Origin of the sequence: Mongoliibacter ruber (assembly GCF_003003005.1) — a bacterium.
GTDB classification, from domain to species: domain Bacteria; phylum Bacteroidota; class Bacteroidia; order Cytophagales; family Cyclobacteriaceae; genus Mongoliibacter; species Mongoliibacter ruber.
The window spans coordinates 712,983-737,431 of record NZ_PVTR01000001.1 but is presented as its reverse complement, the minus strand read 5'-3'; the positions used below and the strand labels follow the sequence as shown (position 1 = coordinate 737,431).

Annotated in this window: 24 protein-coding genes; 14 read left to right on the top strand and 10 right to left on the bottom strand. The window is 38.1% G+C overall.

Going from position 1 to position 24,449, the window contains the following annotated elements:
* Positions 1 to 773: 773 nt before the first annotated feature.
* Positions 774 to 2,798 (bottom strand): LTA synthase family protein, encoded by a 2,025-nt coding sequence (locus CLW00_RS03240; protein WP_106132171.1) that lies wholly within the window; start codon positions 2,796 to 2,798, stop codon positions 774 to 776.
* A gap of 258 nt (positions 2,799 to 3,056) precedes the next feature.
* On the opposite strand from CLW00_RS03240, the gene CLW00_RS03235 reads away from it, so the two are divergent.
* From CLW00_RS03235 to CLW00_RS03195, 9 genes are all read left to right on the top strand, one after another.
* On the top strand, positions 3,057 to 3,602 hold the full coding sequence (locus tag CLW00_RS03235) for a class I SAM-dependent methyltransferase (protein WP_106132170.1): 546 nt from the start codon (positions 3,057 to 3,059) through the stop codon (positions 3,600 to 3,602).
* A gap of 240 nt (positions 3,603 to 3,842) precedes the next feature.
* Positions 3,843 to 4,118 (top strand): DUF3253 domain-containing protein, encoded by a 276-nt coding sequence (locus tag CLW00_RS03230; protein ID WP_245917153.1) that lies wholly within the window; start codon positions 3,843 to 3,845, stop codon positions 4,116 to 4,118.
* 33 nt (positions 4,119 to 4,151) lie between these two features.
* A complete protein-coding gene (msrA, locus tag CLW00_RS03225; RefSeq protein ID WP_106132169.1) occupies positions 4,152 to 4,805 on the top strand; it encodes a peptide-methionine (S)-S-oxide reductase MsrA in 654 nt (217 codons plus the stop codon).
* 61 nt (positions 4,806 to 4,866) lie between these two features.
* Positions 4,867 to 5,376, top strand: a complete 510-nt coding sequence (locus tag CLW00_RS03220) for a DUF4920 domain-containing protein (RefSeq protein ID WP_106132238.1) — start codon at positions 4,867 to 4,869, stop codon at positions 5,374 to 5,376.
* Positions 5,369 to 5,791: a hypothetical protein gene (locus CLW00_RS03215; RefSeq protein ID WP_106132168.1), complete on the top strand. Its 423-nt coding sequence runs from the start codon at positions 5,369 to 5,371 to the stop codon at positions 5,789 to 5,791. The genes CLW00_RS03220 and CLW00_RS03215 overlap by 8 nt, the downstream gene beginning before the upstream one ends.
* 3 nt (positions 5,792 to 5,794) lie before the next feature.
* The gene (locus CLW00_RS03210; RefSeq protein WP_106132167.1) at positions 5,795 to 6,034 is read left to right on the top strand and encodes a hypothetical protein; all 240 of its coding nucleotides are present in this window, start codon (positions 5,795 to 5,797) and stop codon (positions 6,032 to 6,034) included.
* Between the two features lie 36 nt (positions 6,035 to 6,070).
* Positions 6,071 to 7,147 carry a hypothetical protein gene (locus CLW00_RS03205; RefSeq protein WP_106132166.1) on the top strand — a complete coding sequence of 359 codons (1,077 nt, stop codon included), beginning with the start codon at positions 6,071 to 6,073 and terminating at the stop codon, positions 7,145 to 7,147.
* Positions 7,125 to 8,123 (top strand): polysaccharide deacetylase family protein, encoded by a 999-nt coding sequence (locus tag CLW00_RS03200; RefSeq protein ID WP_245917152.1) that lies wholly within the window; start codon positions 7,125 to 7,127, stop codon positions 8,121 to 8,123. Before CLW00_RS03205 ends, CLW00_RS03200 begins: the two co-directional genes overlap by 23 nt.
* Positions 8,120 to 9,301 (top strand): glycosyltransferase family protein, encoded by a 1,182-nt coding sequence (locus CLW00_RS03195; protein ID WP_106132165.1) that lies wholly within the window; start codon positions 8,120 to 8,122, stop codon positions 9,299 to 9,301. The genes CLW00_RS03200 and CLW00_RS03195 overlap by 4 nt, the downstream gene beginning before the upstream one ends.
* Before the next feature lie 26 nt (positions 9,302 to 9,327).
* Here CLW00_RS03195 and CLW00_RS03190 read toward each other — a convergent pair whose 3' ends face one another.
* The 3 genes from CLW00_RS03190 to CLW00_RS03180 form a co-directional block, all read right to left on the bottom strand.
* Positions 9,328 to 10,452, bottom strand: coding sequence for an alanine racemase (locus tag CLW00_RS03190; RefSeq protein ID WP_106132164.1), 1,125 nt, complete (start codon positions 10,450 to 10,452; stop codon positions 9,328 to 9,330).
* 222 nt (positions 10,453 to 10,674) lie between these two features.
* Entirely contained in the window at positions 10,675 to 11,082 is a 408-nt protein-coding gene (gene msrB, locus CLW00_RS03185) for a peptide-methionine (R)-S-oxide reductase MsrB (RefSeq protein WP_106132163.1), read from the bottom strand.
* A 358-nt stretch (positions 11,083 to 11,440) separates the two neighbouring features.
* Positions 11,441 to 13,837, bottom strand: a complete 2,397-nt coding sequence (locus tag CLW00_RS03180) for a penicillin acylase family protein (protein WP_106132162.1) — start codon at positions 13,835 to 13,837, stop codon at positions 11,441 to 11,443.
* Between the two features lie 232 nt (positions 13,838 to 14,069).
* Between CLW00_RS03180 and CLW00_RS03175 the strand changes: the two genes are divergently transcribed.
* Positions 14,070 to 14,819 carry a hypothetical protein gene (locus CLW00_RS03175; protein ID WP_106132161.1) on the top strand — a complete coding sequence of 250 codons (750 nt, stop codon included), beginning with the start codon at positions 14,070 to 14,072 and terminating at the stop codon, positions 14,817 to 14,819.
* Here the strand turns inward: CLW00_RS03175 and CLW00_RS03170 are convergent.
* A complete protein-coding gene (locus tag CLW00_RS03170; protein WP_106132160.1) occupies positions 14,816 to 15,997 on the bottom strand; it encodes an aspartate aminotransferase family protein in 1,182 nt (393 codons plus the stop codon). The genes CLW00_RS03175 and CLW00_RS03170 overlap by 4 nt on opposite strands.
* Before the next feature lie 221 nt (positions 15,998 to 16,218).
* A complete protein-coding gene (locus CLW00_RS03165; protein ID WP_106132159.1) occupies positions 16,219 to 17,115 on the bottom strand; it encodes a class I SAM-dependent methyltransferase in 897 nt (298 codons plus the stop codon).
* 93 nt (positions 17,116 to 17,208) lie between these two features.
* Here CLW00_RS03165 and CLW00_RS03160 point away from each other — a divergent pair, with 93 nt between their 5' ends.
* Positions 17,209 to 17,892 (top strand): hypothetical protein, encoded by a 684-nt coding sequence (locus tag CLW00_RS03160; protein WP_106132158.1) that lies wholly within the window; start codon positions 17,209 to 17,211, stop codon positions 17,890 to 17,892.
* Positions 17,893 to 17,911: 19 nt separating this feature from the next.
* On the opposite strand, the gene CLW00_RS03155 is transcribed toward CLW00_RS03160, so the two are convergent.
* Positions 17,912 to 18,745: an SDR family NAD(P)-dependent oxidoreductase gene (locus CLW00_RS03155; RefSeq protein ID WP_106132157.1), complete on the bottom strand. Its 834-nt coding sequence runs from the start codon at positions 18,743 to 18,745 to the stop codon at positions 17,912 to 17,914.
* 281 nt (positions 18,746 to 19,026) lie between these two features.
* On the opposite strand from CLW00_RS03155, the gene glsA reads away from it, so the two are divergent.
* The 3 genes from glsA to CLW00_RS03140 all read left to right on the top strand — a co-directional run bounded on the left by glsA (position 19,027) and on the right by CLW00_RS03140 (position 21,310).
* Positions 19,027 to 19,854 (top strand): lyso-glycine lipid O-acyltransferase GlsA, encoded by an 828-nt coding sequence (glsA, locus tag CLW00_RS03150; RefSeq protein WP_281257408.1) that lies wholly within the window; start codon positions 19,027 to 19,029, stop codon positions 19,852 to 19,854.
* A gap of 10 nt (positions 19,855 to 19,864) precedes the next feature.
* The gene (glsB, locus tag CLW00_RS03145) at positions 19,865 to 20,818 is read left to right on the top strand and encodes a glycine N(alpha)-acyltransferase GlsB (protein ID WP_106132156.1); all 954 of its coding nucleotides are present in this window, start codon (positions 19,865 to 19,867) and stop codon (positions 20,816 to 20,818) included.
* Between the two features lie 126 nt (positions 20,819 to 20,944).
* Positions 20,945 to 21,310, top strand: a complete 366-nt coding sequence (locus CLW00_RS03140; protein WP_106132155.1) for a CoA-binding protein — start codon at positions 20,945 to 20,947, stop codon at positions 21,308 to 21,310.
* Here the strand turns inward: CLW00_RS03140 and CLW00_RS03135 are convergent.
* Genes CLW00_RS03135 through CLW00_RS03125 form a run of 3 tightly spaced genes read right to left on the bottom strand, consistent with a single transcriptional unit; the run spans position 21,307 to position 24,125 of the window.
* Positions 21,307 to 22,179: a Brp/Blh family beta-carotene 15,15'-dioxygenase gene (locus CLW00_RS03135; RefSeq protein WP_106132154.1), complete on the bottom strand. Its 873-nt coding sequence runs from the start codon at positions 22,177 to 22,179 to the stop codon at positions 21,307 to 21,309. The two genes, CLW00_RS03140 and CLW00_RS03135, sit on opposite strands and share 4 nt — an antisense overlap.
* Entirely contained in the window at positions 22,166 to 23,317 is a 1,152-nt protein-coding gene (locus CLW00_RS03130) for a lycopene cyclase family protein (protein WP_106132153.1), read from the bottom strand. Before CLW00_RS03130 ends, CLW00_RS03135 begins: the two co-directional genes overlap by 14 nt.
* Before the next feature lie 52 nt (positions 23,318 to 23,369).
* Complete coding sequence (locus tag CLW00_RS03125; protein WP_106132152.1) at positions 23,370 to 24,125, bottom strand: bacteriorhodopsin; 756 nt, start codon at positions 24,123 to 24,125, stop codon at positions 23,370 to 23,372.
* Between the last annotated feature and the right edge of the window lie 324 nt (positions 24,126 to 24,449).

Below are 24,449 nucleotides of genomic sequence, written 5' to 3'. Positions count from 1 at the left end.
GAAACTAGAAATACAAAAGCATTGAAAACATCACTTCGCCTTAGTCCTTAGCCTTATTTCAATCGTATTTCTACTGTATTTCCTCTTTATTTCTTCGCCGCCGTGAGTGTCTTCACTCATGGCCATTTAAGCGTTTGGGGTTTTCAATACGCTTGGGTTGTTAATAGTATTTCTATACATTCAAGGTGAGGTCATCTTCCACATCCCTGTTTTTGGCGAAAAGCTTTGTTCAATAGCAAGCATAATGCGGCCAAAAGACAAAATCACAACGTCAATTATTTTCCTCGGGTTAAAACCCAAGGCTATAAACATATGACCCCTTTGGGGTCTGAGATAATCTATTTCACTAGGGATTATTGCTTTTGTATTTCCAACTACAAATGAACTCTAAGCAAAGGGTTTCTCCCCTCACCATTAAGGGAGAGGGGGCGGGGGTGAGGGTATTAGTGATTGTATGATCGATAAATTGTGGTTGGGCGGATTGTGGATGTGGGATTGCCGGATAAGGATTTTAGTATTCTTTTGAGCTAAAAGCTCAAGACTCATAAATCCGAAGGTACAACCTTCGGATAACGCACCACCTTTACCAATAAATGGATTCTAAGGCCTAAACTAGAAATATAAAAGCATTGAAAACATCACTTCGCATTAGTCCATAGCCTTATTTCTATTGTATTTCAATCGTATTTCTACCATATTTCCTCTTTATTTCAATCGTATTTCCTCCTCACCGTGAGTGTCATCACTCATGGCCATTTAAGTGTTTGGGGTTTTCAATTCGGTAAATACACCCTCAGACTATCCGGAATGATCTGATCGTTTTCTGTTGCATATCGATTGGAGCTTTTATAGTTCTCAAACTCAGCCTTTAATTTGTCTTTTATGGCATTGTCATAAATAGGATCAAGGTTCATATTGTCCGAAAGCTTATAGAGTTGATCATCAGACAAAACATACTCCTCTGAAATGTAATCTATCAGCTGGTTTTTATTCCGCATCAATGGGTTTGAAATCTTGGACTGGAATACGGCCGATGTATCCATCACATATCCTTTCCAAGAGACCATAGAAGGCAACTTCATTTCCTGTCGGTTGGCAAGCATTGCCAACAAAGAAGGGGTAATTTCGAAGTGAGTCGTAACCCCATGGAAACGACGTGATTCTTTTAGTTTTGGGGAATAAATAATGATGGGAACATGAAACCTGTCAATAGTAGATGACATGGGAACCTCGGGAAGTCTGTGATCTCCTGTCAGAATAAATATGGTGTTTTCATATTTTGGCATTGACTTATAGGCATCAAAAAATTCCTTGATGGCCTCATCCACATAGAGCAAACTCGCATACATGCTTCTGTATTTCATGTAATTTTCTACCTGATTGGCCGGGATTTTTAGCGTCTCTGCCATGTATTTAGCAAGCATGCTGAAGTACTTTTCTTCGTCGGGAATGATAAATGGGTCATGTGACGTTTGCGTTTGGAAAATACTTACCTGTGGCTGATCCAAATCTCTTGGTATCTTTCTCATACCGTTTTCAAACATTGCCTTATCGGGATACCCCCAAGAAAAGCCTGATTTGGAAGGTGTTTCTTCAAAATCAGGATCAAATGAACTCAAATCAAGTATTCGATCTACTTTTTGGTAACTGAGAAAAGTACCCACATTGTCAAAATTCTTATCAGCACCGATATGGTAATTAGTGAAATACCCGTTTTGCTTCATCAATGAAAGGAAGGTCAAATGTTTGGGCAAATTTGGAGCAAGTTCCATAAAACCATTTCTTGCGTAAGGAAGTGAACCGAAAATACCAGTCAACACCCCAAATGTTCGGCCTGTAGTCGACATCCCATTTTTCCAATACAAACTATGTTCACTGAGGCTATCCAAAAAAGGCGTAAAACTCCTCAAGTACGCATCCTCGCCTGAATATGCTTTTCCCATCCCTTCTATGATGACAAAAACCACATCAGGTTTCTCATCAAACTCTTCGAAAAAAGGGCCTAATACATCAGGGTAGTCATTATCATGTAGAAATGGGTAATTTGCATCCAAAAACTGTTTCTTCATTAACAATTGCTCGCTGCCTTTATCAGCAAGGAAAAAATCGAAATACAGGTAATTTTGTGTGGTAAAATAGTCATATGATTGATCATAAAAATAATAGGACTTATTTACCAAAAGATAATTATCGAGTTCAGAACTATATTTTTTTTGATCAAAACCCAAAATATAAAATACCAGAATATAGAGGTAACAGGTGATTGCAAAAACCTGAGCGACCTTAAGGGAAACGGGGAACCATTTCCCAAATCCCGTTATAAGATAAGCTATTGGTAAGCCTATTAAAATGAAAATAATATTTTTCACATTAAGTTCTCCTGATGCTTTCAAAGTGGATATGATATCACTGGGAGAGTAAGCATACAGATCTTGCCCCAATGGAAGTAGCATTTTGGTGAAATAAAAGAACAGACCTGCCTGCAATAGTATCAGAACTGTAAGGCATACCTGCACAAATACATTGGCAAATCTGGGAAAGTAAATGTGAGTGATAAGGTGAAAAAAGAATAAAAGCCCAAGAATGTAAAAAGCCCAAGCGATGTCAAAAACCAAACCCTGAGCAAAAATATATGTTTGGCTTTTGTCCAAATCATGAATACTGAAAACTGTCCATACTTCGACCAACCTCAGCAGGATAATCAGAATTATAAATGAAAGACCAAGCTTCCAAAATTTAACAAAACCTTTCTGGATATTTTCCAGTAAATTAGAACTTATCGGGGTGTGTTGGGACATATTGAAATGCTAATCTATTTTTTTACTGGCACAGACAATACCATTAATATCTCGGGAATTACGCTGTTTGACTCAAGTTATCCTAGATCAATCTTTTTTCTTTTTTAGACTTTTTATTCCTTTTCTAAGGAGTAGCGAAAAGCATTAAATTAACAGTCCTTGAGGTGAGGGACTGAAATAGATGATTTTAGAGGCTTAATTATTTATACAACGTAATCTTTTTCGAAAATACCTATATTGCATAATTAAACAATTATTATGCGAAACAAAGGTACCTTATTAAAGGAGTTATATACCAATATCTCTACTACAGGAGCAGTCACATTCAGCTCAAAACCTCTAGTGGACAAAATGCTTTCTTATGCAGATTTCAAAGGCGCCAAGACTATAGTAGAGCTTGGTGGAGGTGATGGGAGTATCACAGCCGGTATCATAGAAAAAATGGACAAAGGTGCCACCCTCTTAGTTTTTGAAGTGAACGAGTATTTTTGTGAGGAAATGGAAAAAACCTACTCCCAGTCCAATATCAAAATCATCAATGACTCTGCCGCTAACATCGACAAATACCTGAATGGTGCAAAAGCTGATTTGATATTTTCATCGCTTCCTTTTAGCTTGATAGACAAACCTACACGTCAGGAAATCTGTGAGAAAAGTAGAGACTACCTTTTGACTGAAGGTAAATTCATCCAAATATGTTATTCCTATTTATTGAAGTATCAATTCAAAAATTACTTCAAGGATATTGAAACTCATTTCACCCTGAAAAATTTCCCACCTGCCTTTATAATGGTGTGTAATTAAGGATAGAAATCTCGATCAGTTAAAGTGGTTCTTCTTGATTCGCCCAAACAGATAACCACGTTTTGAAATTATTTTAAGATTTGAGAAAATAGGAGTCAAAGTTTATATCCATTGGGGTTAAATCAAGAAACTGATAAGTTGGCCTTGTTGTATGGTGGTTTGTAGCCGAATTACAGAGAAAAGTTTTGTCTTTTTTTACAAGTGATAGAGAATTTTAACTGGATATTCAAAATAAATGACATGTCCTTCCCAAGAAACTACATCGAGCCTAATATTCTCAGACTGGCCATTTTCGAGATGATCAGGATGAGAAAAGGGAGTTCTTTTTGTCCTTCAGAAGTTGTCCGTTGGTTGTATCCCAATGCATGGCAACACTTTATGGTTGATGTTCAATCTGAAATGATGGAAATGTACCGCTCAGGTTTGATCTTGGTATCCCAAAAAGGAGACCCAATTGATCCAAACCAAAGCCCTAAAGGTCCAGTAAGGATTTCTAAGGTGGTGGAAACTCTTTGATGGATTGTTTGTTCTTAAAAGAAAAACAACAACATGAAGGCCCTAACCATTTTATTGTCCATCTTCTTTTGCGCCGCTTTGGCAAATGGACAGACTTCAAATCATAATCAAAAGAAAATGCAAGATATCCCCAAAACACAGGTTAATGTGCCCGAAGGCATGGAAGTAGCAACTTTAGGTTCAGGTTGCTTTTGGTGCATAGAAGCAATCTATCAAGACCTCAAAGGTGTGACTGAAGTAAAGTCAGGTTATAGCGGAGGTCATATCGACAGTCCTGCCTACCGACAGGTGACATCCGGTACTACAGGTCATGCTGAAGTCATTCAGTTCTTTTATGATCCTGAGGTGATCAGTTTTCAAGATATTTTGGAAGTATTCTGGTCCACTCATGATCCTACGACCCTCAACAGACAAGGTGCCGATGTCGGACCGCAGTATAGGTCAGCAGTCTTTTTTCATTCCGAATCACAAAAAGAACAGGCTACAATTTTGAAGGAAAAATTAGATGCCTCCAAAGCATTCGGAAAGCCTATTGTTACAGAAATTACGCCTTTTAGCAACTTCTACGTTGCTGAAGATTACCACCAAAATTATTACAAGGACAATGGAATGCAGCCTTATTGCCAGGTAGTCATCCGTCCTAAATATGAGAAATTCAAGGCAGTATTCGCGGACAAACTTAAGTAGTCATTTTGTTCATTTGTTGATAATTAGACAAACTGTATTTAGTTTTGAAGAAAAAAAAATTATGAAAAACTCTTTTCTTATACTTTTGACTTTGAGCTTTGGCTTTTTGGCATGTGAGTCAAATAAAACCAGCGATACAGAAACTGCACATGAAGAAATCATTACTGATACACCTGTAGGGGTTTTTGGTGCAGTAATCAATGAATCTGAAATCACTCCACTGACGACACTGATTAATGAGTTGGAAGAAAAAGAGGAATTTCATGGTAAAGTGATGGGCGAAATCAGGGAGGTTTGTGCACATAAAGGTTGCTGGATGACTTTGGACCTCCCAAATGGAGAGACAATGAGGGTTACCTTCAAAGATTATGGATTTTTTGTTCCAAAAAATTCACAGGGGTATCCGGTCATCATAGAAGGTATTGCCAGTAAGAAAATCACAGATGTGGAGACATTGAGGCATTATGCAGAAGATGCAGGAAAGTCCAAAGAAGAAATAGAGTCTATCACAGCATCCAAAAAGGAATATGCCTTTGAAGCGGTAGGAGTGATCATCAAGGAAGATGCATAAATTTTATTGTTTTGCGACATTGATCTTGGTCATGTTATTCTCATGTAGACAAGCATCAGAAGATAAAAACGTAGTAGCCGTGCAGTACCCTAATGAAAGTGCACCCTTGGCCTTGTTGATGAGAGAAATGTATGAGGACATGGAATCCATTAAAATGGCCATTGACAATAAAGAGGAAATAGCGTCTTATTTAGAAAAACACAAATCACTACTCACCGCCGAGCCAACCAAACCAGAGGTTCAGAATCAGACCTATGAACACATGGGTAAAGCCTACTTAGAACAATTGGAACTACTTGAAAACGCAGAAGGTGAGGCGCTGTTGGATGGTTATAAAGCTTTGGTCTCAAACTGCTTGGCCTGTCATCAGCAATTCTGTCCTGGACCGATTAAACGAATAGAAAAATTAAACTAACAGATGGCAATAGCATTGGACAACCTGAGGGTAGGTAGGGTGTATGATTTTCAAAACAATGGTGAAGTCCGAAGGCTTGAAATTTTGGCAAGGCTTAGTGGTGAGAATTTTAGAGTCAAAGATCTGGACACCACAGAAATATACACAACTGAAGAATTATTACGGTGGGGAAAAGGGAAAGACTATGAGCTCGATGAGGTGATAGACAGTTCAGGAAGAGGCATTGTTCCAAAAATGTTTTAAGTTTAATTTCATTTATTCAACGAATGTTTAATTTCAATGAATTTGAGCTTCCGTCACGCCCTTTTTGCTTACCACTTGGTTTTTACCTTGATTTTTTTTGGATATATCGTCAACTATGGGGGAGACGCTTTGGGGTATTGGACATTACAGGCGGATAGTTCTCAAGGTGCCGAAACTTGGATTGAATACTTTGGGTTAAGTACTTTTTTTATCCAATGGCTCAATTACATACCTTCCAAAATTTTCCAATTGCCTTTTTGGGCAGGAAATTTAATTTATGGTATGTTGACAGCGTTTGCTTGGCTAAAACTATATAGCTATGTAGTCAAGCAATTTCCTGACATCCCTATATTGGCATTGAAGACCATCTTTTTGTTACCTAATATGCATTTTTGGACAGCAGGGGTAGGTAAAGAAAGCCTGATTTGGATATGTCTGGTTCTCTTTTTTGTGCATATGAGTTTTGATAAGAAAAGTTTGGCTATCATGTGCCTGAGTATTGTTGGGATGTTTTTGATACGTCCCATTTATGCTTCGTTTTTAATTTTCATTTTATGTTTTTGGGGGTTGATGCATAGCCCTTACGCTCGAAAGTACACGTATGGGGCGATTACCATACTTTTAGGAATTTTAGTCCTTGCCCTGCGGCAGACTCTTCTTGCGGCGCACCTTCCTGACCTGAGCTGGAATAGCTTACAGACCTATCTCGATTTTCAGATGCAATTTCTCGGCGGCTATCAAGCTAATTCTTACATCCCAATGGAGAAATACTCTTTTTCACTTGCTTTATTTACCTTTTACTTCCGTCCTTTTCCATGGGAAGGGGATGGGATTTGGCTTTTTATGGCAGGAGTTGAGAATATTCTTGGGTGTTTATTATTTGTTACAGCGGTCGTATTGAGCTTAAAGGAAAAATTCTGGGATAATAAATACATTTTGGTTTACGGAATGCTTTTTCTGATTCTTTTGAGTATTTTGGGTAGTCAAGTATTAAACAATTTCGGGATTATCCTTAGGTATAAATCTGTAGCGATGATTTTCCTATATTTATGGGCAATAAATACAGTTTTTTCAGTACTAAAACTTATACTTGCAAAGCATTTCACCAAATAAGGAATTTGTGGGGTACCTGATTATTTCTCTTGACTTTGAGCTTCATTGGGGCAGGTACGATAAGTATCCTATCCAAGGGGTTGGGGATTATTATTATCAAACCCGAAAAGCCATTCCAAGAATACTTGATCTTTTTCAGAAATATGGCATTCATGCTACTTGGGCCACTGTAGGAAGTCTAATGGCAGAAAATGTAGAGGAATGGCAATCATATCAACCTGATGTATTACCCAATTACAATAAGCAGGTATACTCTGCATTCCATTGGTTTGCCAATGAAAAAAATCATGACCCATCTGCGCTTTTTGCACCGGAATTGGTAAACTTAATAATGCAAGCTCCGCATCAGGAATTGGGATCGCATACTTTTTCTCATTTTTATACAGGGGAAAAAGGAGCTACCCAAGCAGCATTCAAGGCGGATTTAACGAGCGCTCAAAGGATAATCAAAGAAAAGTTTGGGAAGGAGCTTAAGAGCTTGGTCTTTCCCCGCAACCAATACAACCCTTCATCTTTGGCAACAGCCATGGAATTGGGGTTTCAGGTATTCAGAACAAATCCACCTGATTGGTTTTGGAGCAGTCCAGAAAAAGCCAATCTTTTCAAAAAGATTTTTCGAACAGGAGATACCTTGATCCCATTAGGTAAAAAATCATACTACGACCTTGACATCAAATTCAAAAAAGGTTTTTTGCAATTGCCAGCCTCCAGGCTGTTACGTCCTTTTCAAAAGAACTCAATTTTCAATCGAATGAGAGTTGATAGAATCAAAAAGGAGATGGAAGAAGCGGCAAGGGAAAAAATGGCTTATCACCTTTGGTGGCATCCACATAATTTTGGAACTATGCCAGAACAAAATTTAGCGGTGCTGGAGGAAATTCTTATGTTCTTCAAGGAACTCCAAGATAGTGTGGGGATGCAGTCCCTTTCTATGTGGGAGGCTTACGAGAAAAACAGGCAACCACAAAGCGGATGAAAAAGCTATTGTTTATTTCTTGGGACTCCACTGAGTCCAATTACCTTGAGTCACTATTTTTCCCCATCCTTCATGGGCTTCAACAAAGACAGTTCATAGAGGCCCATGTCATGCAGTTTTCTTGGGCTTCAGCATCCGAAGTCAAGCGAATCAAAAGCTTGGCTAAGGAATTAGGAATTGAATACATTCACCATCCTGTCAAAAGGAAACCTTTTGAAAGTTTGGGAGCATTGGAAGCTGTATATAAAGGAGTCTTTTGGATTAAAAACTATGTGGAGGAACACCACATTGAAATTCTTATGCCAAGGAGTACGATGCCAGCCACCATGGTCAATCGGTTATGGGATTGGTTGAGAAAAAACGGAGTCAAAGTTGTATTTGATGCTGACGGATTTCCTTTGCAGGAGCGGGTAGATTTTGTTGGAATGAAAAAGAGTAGTTTATCCTATCGTTTATTGTATGGCGAGGAAGGTAAGATGCTAGAAAGAGCCGATAGGATTTTAGTAAGGTCTCAAATGGCAAAAACTGCTCATTCCGAAAGGCTTATTGGCTCTCAGAAAGATAAAATCCATGTGGTATGTAATGGAAGAGATAGTCAGATTTTTTGGAGGGACAGTCATGTACGGGTTTTACTGAGGAAAGAACTAGCTATCAAAGAAAACAAACTTTTATGGGTTTATACCGGCACAATTGGGCCTCAATATAGAGTGGAGGATATGTTACAGCTTTTTTATTCCTTTTGGGAAAAAGAGCAAGAGAGTAAACTTTTGGTGTTATCACGGAGCAGAAAACTTGATTTGACTTCATACCCTGATAGTTTTAAAGAGGCTGTTATTCAAAAGCAGGTGCCTTTCAAAGAAATTCCGGCTTATCTAAGTGCGGCGGATTTGGGTTTGAGCTTGAGAAAACCAGCCCCTAGTATATCTGGATTGGCTCCAATAAAAACAGGAGAATACCTTATGATGGGTCTGCCTGTAATTGTATCATCAGGAATAGGGGATACAGATCAAATATTGAAAGATCAACCTTTTGCCTTTTTTTGGGAAAAAGGGGAAGAAGAAAACCTTCAGGCTTGGTTGAGCAATATACCCAAACAAGACCCTGAGATGATCCGGGAATTTGCATTGGACCATTTTTCCCTTTCCAAAAGTTTGGAAGACTATATGAAGGCTATTTGAAGCATGAAGGTTTTACAAGGTGTAGGTCAAATTTTGTCATAAAGGTTGGATGTTCCACTTTCTGTGTGATCCACCCAATTACCATCCAAGGACATGTATCTTTTCATACAATCGGCAGTCATACAGCTGTGTATGGGAAGAATTCCCAAAAGGTCACCCACTTTTACTTTTGACAATAACTCATCAGAAGCCTTGATCAAACCATGCTCTTGGGATATGCTTTTGACATAGGATCTCTGTAAAGGAATGACCCAACCATTTTCATCAAGAAAAACGATTTCTCCGAAATTTTTACTACCATCAGGCTCCAGTAAAACATCTTTGGCGAGGTGAACTCCTCCGCCATGGATAAGGATTTCTTTTTTGTCTTTTTTGATGTCTACCACAGGAACTGCTAATGCCACTGCCACTTCATCTATTTTACAGGAACCCAGATTGACTTGCATCATGTCATAGAACACAAAATTTCCAGGTCCAATCTGATCTACATCGCCAAAATCATCGACTGCGGCACAACCTGGAGTATCGCCAACTCTGGTTTTAAGGTTAGGATATTCGGTACTGTATTTGGTTTTGAGCATGCTAAGAGCTGAGATGCTCTCATCGTAGATTTTATGTTTGTCTTCGGTGTAATAAGTATGGCCGGGATGAATATAAAAGCCTTTGAACTGGAGTTTATCTGATTTATTGGCAATTCTTAGAATTGATTCTATCAAACCAAAATCACTCACCTCTACCCCAGTACGTCCGTATCCTGCATCGATTTCTATAAAAAAGCCGACTGTGGAGCTTAGGTTTGTGGCAAGCGTTTCGGTGACAGCTTCGTTGATTAATTGCACAGAAATGCTTTGAGAAGCTGCCAAGGCATTCAACTTATGTACTTCCAATGGATTAAAAGGGAATGCGATGTGTATATTTTCCCACCCATTATTGCAAAAATATTCGGCCATTTTTATGGAAGAAACTGTGATCTGTCTGATGCCATATTCTTTTGTCCATTCGCCTACCTTATGAGATTGTGCAGTTTTGAAATGCGGTACGAGCTCTTTTCCCTGTCTGTGAGCTTTTGCAGCCATGGATTCAATGTTTTTACGGCAAATTTGCTCATTCAACAAAAGGGTAGGAGAGGTGATGTTTTTTAGATAAGACATATGTTTTAAAAGTTTTCTTTGGTGCTTGAATGAAGGAAAATTAAAAAAGAATGCCTAGAGTTAAAACTATTTTGTGGTTGATGGCAATTTATTTCATGCTAAGACGCCGATATGGACCAGCCAACAGTTAATCAATCCTTCCTATGGCAGCAAGTCCACAATTAACCATTAACTCAAAAGTCCAATTACACAATTTTCATAGGTGAAATCACCCGCTAAACTTTATTTCTCCTTAAAATCCAAACTCACCGAATTGATACAATAACGGATACCTCCCTGATCTTTAGGACCGTCAGGGAAGCGATGCCCTAGATGGCTGCCACACTTGGCACAGAGTATTTCTTCTCGAATCATGAAATGTGAGTAGTCCATTTTGACTTCAATAGCATCTGGATGAACCGGTTTGGTGAATGACGGCCAGCCGCAACCACTGTCGTATTTGCTGGAGGAATGGAAAATTTCATTGTTACAGGCCTTACATTCATAAATCCCTGTATCCTTGTTGAGATAGTACTTACCAGTAAATGGCCTTTCTGTCCCCTTTTCTCTTAAAACATGGTAACTATCAGGATCCAACTCTTGTCTCCAGTCTTCTTCTTGTTTTTCTATGGGGTATTTTTTATCGGACATCTTTTTGTTTGTTTTCAAAATAATAAGCTTGAAATCATCCTTAAGGTTTCTTTTTGGAATTTATATTTAGAATTTTTTAAAAATTCTGTATGATTATCGGCTTGATACCCCTAAACTCAAATTGTGGTATTAGTGGTAACTTTGGTTCAATATCCACAAATATCAATGAGTTTCAGTTTGCTCAAAGAAACCTTTGTTTAATTGATGAATGGCATGATTGCGGATAATCATAAAATTCTATAATCACCGAAATAATTGATGTTATAAAGTCTAGAAGTCATAACGATTTTTACACACTCCTTGAATTCCAGAGGTCTTCGAAGCTGTTTTTTAATAAATTTCAGTGTTTCTAAAAGACCTAATCCTTTTTAAAGACTATTTTCTTTTTGGAGTTGCTTTTGATCTGGTTTTCATTCATCAATTGTGGCCTATATTGACCTTTAGCAAACATCTCCGCTTGATCTGAATACCATGGAGAGAATAAATTGCCACTTTGTCCCGTAGGTAATATTGATTCCGATGCTTCTACATTGGCAAAGTCAAGAATAATGCGCATTGCTGGACCCGATTTGACGTGATAAATGCCATCAGGATTAAGTTTGAAAGCCAATTTGTTCACGGATTCTTCATTTGCAGGAACTGCAGGTGCTTTGACATTGAAGATTTTATCGAGTGGTTGCTTAGCTCCAAGTGGATGTGGGTGTTCTAGTACAACAGCTTTTTCCCATACCCATTTTTTCTTGTCATCACCAAGCTGCTCACTGAGCTCAGCCATAGTTTTATTAAATGCATCTGTAAGTATTTTTGACCTACTTTCAATCTCAGGAGTGTTGATATTATTCCACCAAGGAGAATTTTCAGTCTTTATCAGTTTGGATACACTTCTGATGTATAAAAAGGTCTCTAGGAAATTGTCAAACCATTCTTCTCCCAATTCATCTGCCATCATAGCGTGAAGCGTATGGTAGAGCCATTTGTAATATATGGTAGGTGCTCTGCTATCTAGGTCATGATTTCCTTTCCAAGTAGCAAGAAGAGCCATTATTTCTTTGTGATTTTCAAAATCCTTTAAAAACACATTGTCAGCCATAATTGTGGCTAAGGAAGAATGGGTTTCATTGACAACTTCAAGTTGTAGATCCTTAATATTATTCTGATCCCAATCTGTTCTGGAAATGATGGTTTGTGCAATTCTATTCCACCGATCTCCCGGATAATAATAGCCTGGGAAAAAGGTTCCGTTGATCAACGTATCAGGCTGATTGTTGGCCGTAGCGACAAAACCCTCCGGTGGATTGATGCTCATGGGGTTTTCTTCAAATGGCATCCATCCTTGTGGTTCATCTTCAGGGTTACTTCCATCCAGAAATATTTTAGAATTAACATGCTCTGGCCTTATGGGCAACTTTGCTGTTGCCCACCAAGCTATATTTCCTGCTTTGTCTCCATACATAACATTTAGACCAGGGGCATGAATCAGCTTGGCTCCTTCTTCAAATTCTTTAATGTCTTTGCTCCTGGACATTCTCCAAGTAGCTTCCAATGCTTTGGTCGGTTCCAGAACATACACCCACCATGAAGCTACTGGGTTGGAAGTGACCTTACCGATTTCGGGTAAGACTTCATTCATGATTGGACCATGAACTGATTCCTTGATTTCAAAACTTACAGGATCTTGTCCTTTGACAGGAATTTCTTCAATTCTTGATATAATAGGCCTAAACTCTTTACCATATACAGTTTCATTGGGGTTGTCCGGGTTTAGTTTTTCTTCGAAAAAATCTTGGTCATCATTTTCAAACATCGTCAACCCCATACTGTGCTGACGGGTGTGCCCTACAAGGCCAAATGGTATTCCTGCCAGGTGATTGCCATAATAACTGAAATCGGGATATTCTAAATGGGCCTCATACCATACTGATGGCTGGGCAAATCCTATATGGGTATCATTAAGGAATAATACTTCTCCGGAGGCTGTTCTGTTTGGCCCAATTACCCATGAATTGCTTCCTTCAATCAATGGAACGGGCAAATTGTTCAAAAGCTTTTGTAAGGAAGATTTATCTAAATTCTTACCATCTTCCTTACCGCTCTTTTTATTTTGGTTGGGGATCACATGGTGCTCGGGCAAAGTGTGTACAGAAAGCACATTTAAATAATCTGGACCTAAGTCTCTGGCTACTTTAGTGACCAAAGGATCTGTTTTCATGGCCATTGCGAAGGTAAATGACATATAGCCAATAATACCATGCATGTCTTCAATGGTATAAGGTCTTGGTGTGTTTCCAAGAAGCGTGTATTCTAAAGGTAACTTGCCTTCTTTTATAAAAGTATTGACTCCTGCAATGTAAGCATTGACGGCAATTTTAATCTCAGAAGGACCTGTTTTCTCCCATTCATCTGCACTCCACTGGGCATGTTTTGGAATTCCTAAGGTCCGAAAAAATTTATCTACATCCAGCAGGTCTTCACCCAACAATTCGGCAAGTGTCCCTGTACCTACCCTGCGCATCATTTCCATTTGGAAAAGTCTGTCTTGGGCATGAACATATCCTAAAGTCTGGTAGGCATCTTCAGCTGATCCAGCGTAGATATGCGGTATTCCATAATCATCAAAATAAACTTCCGTTTCTGAATTTAAGCCCGTCAGTGTAATTTCTCCTGAGTATTTTGGGCCGAATTGATATTTAACAACCTGATAACCTGTGAAAAAAAGAAAAAATAGGATAACCAGAAAGAAAATTAGTTTTTTCATATTTAAGATTTTGGATTTCGTCTATCAATTTAAGAGAATTTACGGTTTGCTTCAGCTAGATTTAAAGAATTTTATGTAAGTATTTACAAAAAAACATAAACTTAAAATTTCGATAATATCCATTAATGTATTTTTTTTGTTTGATTATGAGTAGTTTTCTAGAAATATTTTTTGATTTTTTCTCAGATTACAGTAATTTAAATCAGTGTAAATTTTTAAAAATCAATTGGTTATGGCTATTCGAAGAAAAATACCACAAGAAGCTGCAGTTTTACACCCACATTTCACAGATAATGGGCAAGCAGCAGAACCGAAAGGAATAATGCCTGAATGTAATGTTCTTCGAGAAGTAAGGAGGGAAATAGGCAAATTTGAGGATACCATTCACTCTCAAACAGCTTCTTCATATGGATCGGTGAAAAAATACCTAGGTTTCATGGACTTTATTGCCAAGCCTGCTTATGATAAATTGGTTAAGTTTTATTCTTCTGCGGCAGAAAACCTGGTGAAACTTGAGGAGCTTGCTCTGATGCCTGGAGCTGATGAAGAGTTGAGAAATACACTAGTAGCCATCACCAACTACCTGAAAAAAGAGAATTCCAGCATTCCCCGAACATTTGGAGGTATCCTAGGGCAAACGGACAGGGCATATATCGTTCATGCCCAATTGATGAAATTGAATGTATCGAAGAAAATCAAATTTTCAGATTTCCCTCACAATTCCACTGTTATTTTTACTGTGGTAAATGTGTTGGTAGTGATTCTGGGAAAACAACTGATAGGGTCAATAGCCAATACATCTGACCATCTGACGGAAAATTACCTAAGTACTGACAGAAGTTTTTTACAACAATTTGAAAGTGCGGCAAATGTATCTCCTTCCCCAAGACCTAGATTTATCGAAGATCAAATGGCAGATACAGCCGCCAAACTGGGAGGATTTGGAGATATCAATTTCCACCAAAGCCCCAGTTATGATTAGCTCTCCTCAATGGCTTTCAATATGGTTTGACAAGCTTTTCTGATTTCTTCTTCTGTTATTACCAAAGGAGGAGCAATTCTCATCGCATCGTCGCAAAATAAAAACCAGTCAGTAATGACGCCGCTTTCTATAGCCCTATCTATGATAGGTTTCAGTACCTCAAATGATTCAAACTCCACTGCCATCATCAAACCTTTATTTCGGATGTTTTTTATCTTTGGATGAACCAGGAGCTTTCTAAACAATTGGGCTTTGCTTTCTACCGTATCCATCAAACCTTCTTCATGGATAATCTTAATTGTGGCCAATGAGGCCGCAGATGATACAGGATGGCCACCAAAAGTAGTGATATGGCCTAGAAGGGGATTGTTCTTGAATGCAGCCATTACCTCTTTGTTGGCGATAAATGCCCCTATTGGCATACCACCTCCCATACCTTTTGCGCATACTAAGATGTCTGGGGCGATGCCAAAATGCTCAAATGCCCAAAATTTCCCGGTACGCCCAAATCCCGCTTGGATTTCGTCTAGGATTAAAAGAGTGCCGGTTTCGTTACATTTTTTCCTCAGGGCTTTGAAGTATTCCTGACAGGCTACTTTAATCCCCGCTTCTCCTTGAATTGTTTCAATGATGACGGCAGCGGTTTGTTCTGTGATTTCTTCCAACTGATAAAAACTCCCATAGACTACATTTTTCATCCCTGGCAAAAGAGGTCTATAGGCTCTTTTGAAAATCTCATTGCCACCCACTGATAGGGCTCCATGAGAAGAACCGTGGTAGGCATCGACACAGCTGATGATTTCGCGTCTATTGGTAAAGCGCTTTGCGAGTTTTAAAGCTCCTTCAACGGCCTCACTGCCTGAATTGACCAAGTAGACATTGTTCAAGTGCTCCGGAAGTGTGTCGCACAAGGCCTGCGCCAACAGTGTTTGTGGACTTTGAACATATTCTCCATATACCATCAGATGCAGGTACTTATCCAGTTGTTCGTGTATGGCTTGAAGTACTTTTGGGTGCCTGTGCCCCACATTACTTACACCAATACCTGATATCAAATCCAAATAAGTCTTGCCATCAGGGCCATACATATAGACTCCTTCAGCTTTTTCTATTTCTATCAACAAAGGAAAGTCAGTAGTCTGTGCCAAGTGGTTGAGAAATAGTTGCCTGTTATTCATGAAATTATGGGTGAAATGCTGTTTGGGGATATATTTTATCTGGAATTAAGGAATGATATCAATATTGGATTAATACTGGATTTCCATTAATGCCAACCGAATTGATCCTTTGGTATTCTTAAGTGCTTTCTGTTGGGTGCTAAATTCTTATGATTCATGCACCTAACTAAGAGTCAAACCTTATTTCTGTATTCCAATTTGTAGTGAAGCTGACCTACAAATTAGATTTTCCTAAACCTAAAGAAAATTCCTAAAGGAAGTTTCTTCTCAAACCGGTCAACGAGATAAAGCTCTCCATGCTCTGCATTGTTGACCTCTTTGAAATTGGAATTGACCAAGTTGGCAGCTATGATAGAGCTGAAGCTGAGAGAGTACATGTTCAGGATTAAGAAATGATGTTTGTCTTCTAAAAGTTCCGCACAGATTTTCAACATTTCATTGATTTGTTCCTCCAGAATCCATTTTTCACCGTCAGGACCCCTTCCATAAGCAGGTGGGTCTAAGATGATGCCATGGTATTTGTTGCCTCTTCTGACTTCCCTTTTGATGAATTTCATTGCATCATCCACTATCCAGCGGATTCCGTCAAGTCCAGATGATTCCATGTTATGTTTTGACCAAGTGACGACTTGTTTGACTGAATCCAGATGAGTGACATCGGCCCCACATGCTTTGGCGGCTACCGAAGCTGCACCTGTGTATGCAAAAAGGTTAAGGACTTTAGGGTTTTTGACAGGTATTTTCCCAAGTGTATCAGCAATGTAATCCCAATTGACAGCTTGTTCTGGAAAAAGACCGATATGCTTAAATGAAGTCATGGCTAGATTCAGCTTCATCTGTAAGTTTTCCGGGCTTTTATAGAGCACATGCCAATTGTGGGGAATTTTTTTCAATTCGTTCCAATGTCCTTTTTCAGGATTGTTTTTTTCTTTGGAAAAGTGTGCGTGCGCCATTTCAGTCCATTCCTCATCCTTCATGCTTTTATCCCAGATGGCTTGTGGTTCCGGTCTGCTCAAGATATATGGGCCAAATCTTTCCAGTTTTTCGAATGCCCCGGTATCTATCAGCTCGTAATCTTTCCAATGTTGGGGTGTCAATGATAAAATTGTTTCCTTCATGACACAAAAGTAAAAATATTATCCAAGAGGCTTTTCATTTATTTTTAGCGGATTTATATTGTAATTATAGACGAAATCAAAAAAAGAGAAATCATGAGAGGTGCGGTATTGAGAAATCTAGTGGGGATGTTGTTTGTAGTATTTATTTCAGGTGATCTGATAGGGCAGTCGATTTCTACTTTAAAGCAGAATGACATTGATATGGGAAGAGCCTTTAGGTTTAATCCGAAAAGCGATGGAGTCAAAGGGACTCCCTTTCTCTATGAAGAAGCTCCAAAGGCAAAGATTGCCCTGAAAGGCGGGAAAATTTACGATGAAATACCAGTCAATATACTCCCTGAAGAAAACGAAGTTTACATTCAGATCGGTGAAATGGAAGATGATCCATTATTGGTCAAAAATTGGGAATGGTTGGAGACTTTTGAAGAAAACCCAAAACTCTTCAAAATGGTCTATTTGGAAGGGAAAGAAAGAATCGTTGAGATTCTATATGAAGATGGGAAAGAAAAATATGTGGCGCTTCATAAAAAGAATCTCATAAAGCCTACTACTTTGAAAGATGGATATACCGGGCCACAATATGAAACATATAGGCCAGACACAAGATTTTACAAAGTAAGCGGTTTATCGTCCGAAGAATTTAAAGGGAATAACAGCAGCTTAAAAGATATATCGGGATCCAAGTATAGTCAGGTCAAGTCTTACATAAAAGATAACAAGATCAAAACCGATCAATCAGCTGGCATGAAAAAAGTTCTCGCTTTTATTTTCGATTGATTTCTGAATCTTTTAAGCATCAGAGCCATTTCTCAAGCAGTCTTTCACTATTATACCAAAGCTTTTCACGCATACTTTTGGAATTGGCAGATGAGGAGGTCTTGGCGGGTTTTGAGTTTTTGAAATAGGAGCCATTTTGGGCAGCGGAGATTTCATTTTTACCCAAGAAAATACTCGTCTGTGCACCTTGTTCTGCTGTGATCATGAAAGGCTTTGCAAATATCCACAGGAGCTTGAAAATACCGCCGGCTTCACTTGCAAAGTTTGTTTTGACAACTCCTGGATGCAGTGAAAAAGCCTGTAAGCCCTGAGCTTCATATTTTTCTGCCAAAGACTTTGAAAACAAGATATTAAAGAGTTTTACATTTGCGTAGGCAGTAAAAGCACTGTATTTACTTTTATGATAGCTCAAGTCATCAAAATTGACTTTTGCAGCTTTATGAGCTTCTGAACTGACATTGATGACTTTCGGATTTGGAGACTTAAGCAACCAAGGCATCAGCTTATTGGTGAGTAGAAAGTGTCCAAGATGATTTGCCGAGAGGGTGAGCTCAAAGCCATCTTCTGTGACCGATTTTTCGTGAAAAATACCCCCTGCATTATTGATCAACACATCAATATGACTCACTTTGCTTTGGATAGTTTTGATGCTCTGTATAATTGAGTCCATGGATGCCAAGTCGACATGCACATATTCAGCCTTCGCTTGCTGTTCCATGGGTAAACCTGAAATCATTTCTTTGGCTTTATCGGGATTTCTGGCCAATAGCAAAACTTTTTCAAAATGTGGGGTAAGTTTACGAAAGGTGACAGCACCTATACCGGAAGTGGGACCTGTAATTGCAAGTATCATATAAGATTGTTTATTCTATTTAAGGAACTCCTTCTATCAGATTAAGTTTCTTTTACATCTGTAAATTACAAAGAAGTATAGACTATCAAGGTTTGAAAATATAAGTGATATTAAATTTTGCGCTTTATATTTTTTCGCCTCAGTTGCGTAATTTTTTGTATTTTTGAAGCTATAATATTTCAAAAAACTCAATAAGATAGAAACTCAAGCTTGATAAGCGTTACAGTTTGATATTGGATATCAGACGCTTGGACGAAACTCAAAGAGTAAATTACGCATAAGTGGAAAAGCCCCAAACCCCCAATAAACCATTTATTAATATTGAAAATGTCTTGAAAGACAAAAGTCCTGGTATGTACAAGTGGATGCCGGGTTTTGTTGTCAATTATATCAAGCGCATCGTTCACGAAGGAGACATCAATCAGGTAATGGCCAATATAGGCCATTTGCAAGGAATGGATTTTGTGAATGCTTTGATAGATGAATTTGGAGTGGAGGTTACATTGACCGGGGCTGAAAATATCCCTCTTGACAGGCCTGTGATATTTGCTTCCAACCATCCTTTGGGAGGAATGGATGGAATCGCATTTATGTATGCTTTGGGTAAGTACAGACAAGATATCAGGTTTCTGGTCAATGACATACTTACCAATATCAAGAACTTTGAGCCCATGTTCGTACCGGTCAATAAGCTTGGTACAAATAGTCGCGAAGTAAGCAAACTGATTGAGAATACCTATGCGGGAGATCATGCAGTATTGGTCTATCCAGCTGGATTGGTTTCTAGAAAACAACCCGAAGGCATCAAGGACTTGGAATGGAAAAAAAGTTTTATTTCCAAAGCAAAACGGTACAAAAAAGATATAGTACCCGTCTATACTGAAGGTAAAAACTCCAATTTTTTCTACAACTTGGCGAGACTTCGTAAACAACTGGGAATCAAAGCTAATATTGAGATGCTTTACCTGGCTGATGAAATGTTTTCTCAAAGAGGTAAAAAAGTAGTCATTCATATAGGAAAACCAATATCTTACCAGTATTTTGATAAATCGAAAAAAGAAACAGAATGGGCTGAAGAAGTGAAAGAGATTGTTTACCAAATGGCCTAACCCCTAAATTATGCAAGCAATTATTCCCGGAATAGATAAAGAGTTGTTGAAAAAAGAACTTTCTCAGGAGAGGTTTTTGCGTTATACCAACAATGGTAACAATGAGATTTATTTGGTGGATTATCACTTGGCTCCAAATGTAGTCAGAGAGATTGGGAGATTGAGAGAATTGACATTCAGAGCAGCTGGAGGAGGAACAGGTCTTTCACTTGACTTGGATACCAATGATACAGATGATAATTGCTACCAACAATTGATCACTTGGAACCCGGAAGAAGAGGAAATTGTAGCCGGATACAGGTTGATCCATTGCAGAAGTGCAGAGGAAGACGAAAGTGGTCATCTTAATTTATCAACCGCTCATTTATTTAAGTTTTCGGATACCTTCAAAAAAGATTATTTGCCCTATACCATTGAGTTGGGCAGGTCATTTGTGCAGCCAAAATACCAGCCAAGTATAGACAACAGAAAGGGGCTTTTTTCCCTTGACAATCTATGGGACGGTTTGGGTGCAGTAGTAAAGCTCAATCCAGATGTCAAATACCTTTTTGGAAAAGTAACCATGTACCCCCATTACAATAGAGATGGGAGGGATATGCTTTTATATTTCATGCATCATTACTTTCCGGATAAGGATAATTTGGTGAGGCCACATGACAACTTGTTACTTACTTATCATTCCGATACAAGTAAATTAAAGTCACTTTTCGAAGGTTTGGATTATAAAGAAGGCTATAAAACGCTAAATTCTAGAATCAGGGCTTTTGGTGAGAATATTCCGCCTTTGATCAATACTTATATGAATCTTTCACCTACAATGAAAACCTTTGGAACAGCACTTAATGATGAGTTTGGGGCTGTAGAAGAAACAGGGATTTTGATTACGCTAGCGGATATTCACGAAAGTAAGAAGCAAAGACATATAGACACTTTTGAGAGAGATAAGGTGTTTGGGATTAGATAATTCGCCATGAAATTGAGCTTGTCTTCTTCAGACAGGCATGAGGCATAAGACATACAGTGGGATTTCCCGCTACAGGGGAAACCATGGGAAGATTCCAATTTCCCGTTTAAAGACAATTATAAAGAGATGAAAAAAACAGTGATCATAGGTGCTTCACCAAACCCATCACGCTATGCTTATGTAGTGGCAAGCATGCTGGCAGAAAGAAAAATGCCCTTTGTTCCTGTCGGAATCAAGAAAGGGGTAGTGTTTGGTGAGGAGATATTGGATTTGAGATCAAAACCTGAAATTCCTGATGTGCATACAGTTACCATGTATTTAGGACCTCACAATCAGCCCGAATGGTACACTTACATCTTGTCTTTAAATCCCAAAAGAATTGTTTTTAATCCAGGGACAGAAAATCCTGAATTTTTCGAATTGGCAAAAGCAAAAGATATTGAGGTGGCTGTTGCGTGCAACTTGGTTATGCTGAGCACAAAACAGTTTTAGGAATCTTTCTTCTCCAAAAACATATGCATGAACCAGATATGGGGTGCTGAAATCAATGAAATCAGTATAAAAAAGAACAGCACCAGCTCATTTGGTGACATCCAAGTGTAAAATATAGCCAAGAGCATCCATATTCCTCCGAGACTGATTGCAGTGAAGGGCATCAGTTTTTTGATGAAACTGTAGAATTGATTCTTTCCCAGAAACTTTTTAAGAACTCTATACTCCTCATTCATACTTGGCAATGCGTGCCAGAAGCCAAAATAAATAATGAAACTAAGTAATAGTGGAAGTTGATAGAGTATGACTCCCATTACCACGGCTTCAATTATAAAATAATAGGCTTTTGAAGGCTGATTATAGGCAATCAGTAAAATGGCAAAAAGAAATGATCCAATGATGATCGGTAGCCCATACCCTTCCATGTTTTGGATATTGAGCATGCTTTCGAGTAGGTTTTTTGTGTAAGCAAAATCTCCCCACAGAATAACGCTCAAATAATAAGTTCCAAGTAGAATATAAGTGGCCGTTTTCAATTTGTTAATTTGGAAATTGATAAAGTGACTTTGTCCAAAATGATAGGCAGACATTAAAAGAAAAGCCGCCAATGCCAACAATGGCAAATAAATCCAAAGTACCAAGTAGATTAAAATGATTGAAATATACTTTGCCAAGAATTTGAACAAGCCTTTTGTGTTGATATTTGGACTTAATAATAAATGGTCAATAGCTCCATGAGGAATACCAATAGTTACCAATACCAAAGCAAAGAATATGTATTCAAATGTTGTATTTCCTTCAAAAAAAAGAAAGTATAGGATTGCTATTGAAAGCCCTACTAATTTGCCATATAATTCAATGCCTCTCATATTTCAACAGTGATTTGATGAAAATATTAAATTTAAGGCGCATCAAAATGCTTATTTCCTCCAAAAATGAAGTCTCTTCGTTTAAGAATTTCAATATTATTGGAGCTTTATTATTTGAAAACATAGTGTAAAATATACCAGGAAGTTCATTTGGCCATTTACTCACGATATTGAGAAGAATATTATCGTAAAAATTGAATCTTTGTTTTTCTTTCCCAAAACTTGACCTGACAGGTATTTTCATCTCCAAGTTTTGTACTATTTCAGCACAATGTTTTTGAATGTTGTAAAAAGTAAATCCAGTAGATGCTTTTGTACAACCTCCCAAAGTACCGAGATAGACAACAGAATCATAATTATCTTCAGGAGCTAAGGGCAATGTGGACATTGGAATACATCCTTTTTCCTTCTCTTTTATTTCATAAGTTTCATTTGGATAATACTTCTGGAGGTATTTAAGGATATGATTTTCCATTTCCTCTTCTTCCATTCCTCCTTTTGTATAAGTAGTAAACTCTATCAGAGCAGAGTTTTTAGAGAAAGGAAGTATATAAAAGAAATCAGTCGCTTGATTCGATATAGTATCAAAATGCATAAAGGTTGCAGAACTTGGATCGAAGACCTCAGAATCGAAATTCAATTCCCACCCAACAAAGATTTGTTTGATTATATCTTCGCCTGGCTTTTTTGAGTTTGGTATGGAAGTGAATGCTTTTTGGCAAGAAATGTCACCATGCTCTTTTAATTTGACAATTGCACTGGTGTCATTTACAGAAGTAATTTCTTCAACTTCATCTTGGATGAAGGTAATGTTGGGATGTTTTTGTATGATTTCAAATGCTTCTTTATAAAAATCAGAAGACTTGATATGGAAGTATTTTAGGTCTTCCAACTGTTTAAGGATGGTATTTTCATCCTTTATGATTTTAATTTTATCCCAATATTGTAAAGGGGATGTTTTGGGGTGAAAAGCTGCAGGTTCCTGAGACCAATAACACCAAGTTCTATCGTTTTTGGATTTGGAATCTATATCTACCACTAGGATTTTTTTGTCCAGTAGTGGCCCTTTGATTATGTGACGGATAAGGGAGATCCCAGCACATCCAAAACCGCAAACAATATAATCATAGGCTTTCATCGGCAGAGTTTAAAATATGGCTATCCTAATCTAGGATAGCCATACTGGGTTATTAGGCAGCTGTTTTAATTTTTCTCAATTTATTCGTTTCTGCAATTGCAACTGAATAAATAACTAAGCCGAAGCCTATTTTGTTAATAGCATCTGCCAAGTTGTAGAACAAGTCAATGCTTGAAACTTCAAATAGACCAGACAATAGATTGCCAGGAAGTACCATGTATCCAATTGGATAAATTGACCAACCTAACGTGATGAAAATCTTCAATAAGAACATAGCTCTTTTTAATTCCGGGCTATTGGAATCTTTAGACAATCTCGCAACATCACCTGCAAACACTTCATAAACGATGTAGAGATAACCTAAGGTTGAAGCTATACCCCAGAAAATGTTATTGTCTATGCCTGATGTTTCTCCTATGTAACCTGTGATCAACATCACAAGAGAAGCAAGTATCAGTTTCCACAATGTTCCGGTTTTAGCTCCGAAAGGTTTAGTGAGTAGGTAGAATTCTACGCACATCAAAGGAACGGTCAGCGTCCAGTCAACATACCTGAATGCTGTTGGACTTGTACCTGTAATCATGTAAAAATCTCTCATGTAGTAATAATGAACTGCGGCGATACCCGTGATCAGTCCAGAAACTAAAAGAGATGTTTTCCATTTCCCATCTACAGAACTTCTTTCTACAAAGAAGAAAACTGCTGATGCAAACATCGCCATGTACCCTATGAAAAAGGTGATGGCAACTGGGTCACTGTTGACAATCAAGTCAAGACCCACCAATTCTGCGGCAAGTAAGGTTTTCATAATTAATTGTTTTGGATAAGGGTGTAATCAAAATTTAATTTTGAATGTAATTCTGCAATACAATCATTCAGAAATTTATTTGTTTAACCAAGAGGGGTAAAAATTAAACAAATGTGTTCGAGTCGTTAAAATAGAGGGCTAAATGGTAATATTTTGTCATTCATGAAAAATGCAGGATATTTTGACGAAATAGCTTTCTGTAAAATTATATTTTACGTTTTCAAATGATGTCCAAGTGCTATTTTACCAGAGTTTCTAAGTATCGTTTAACCTCGGAATAAGGTGGGCACTCTCGTTTTTTTTGTGTATTATTACGGGTTAATA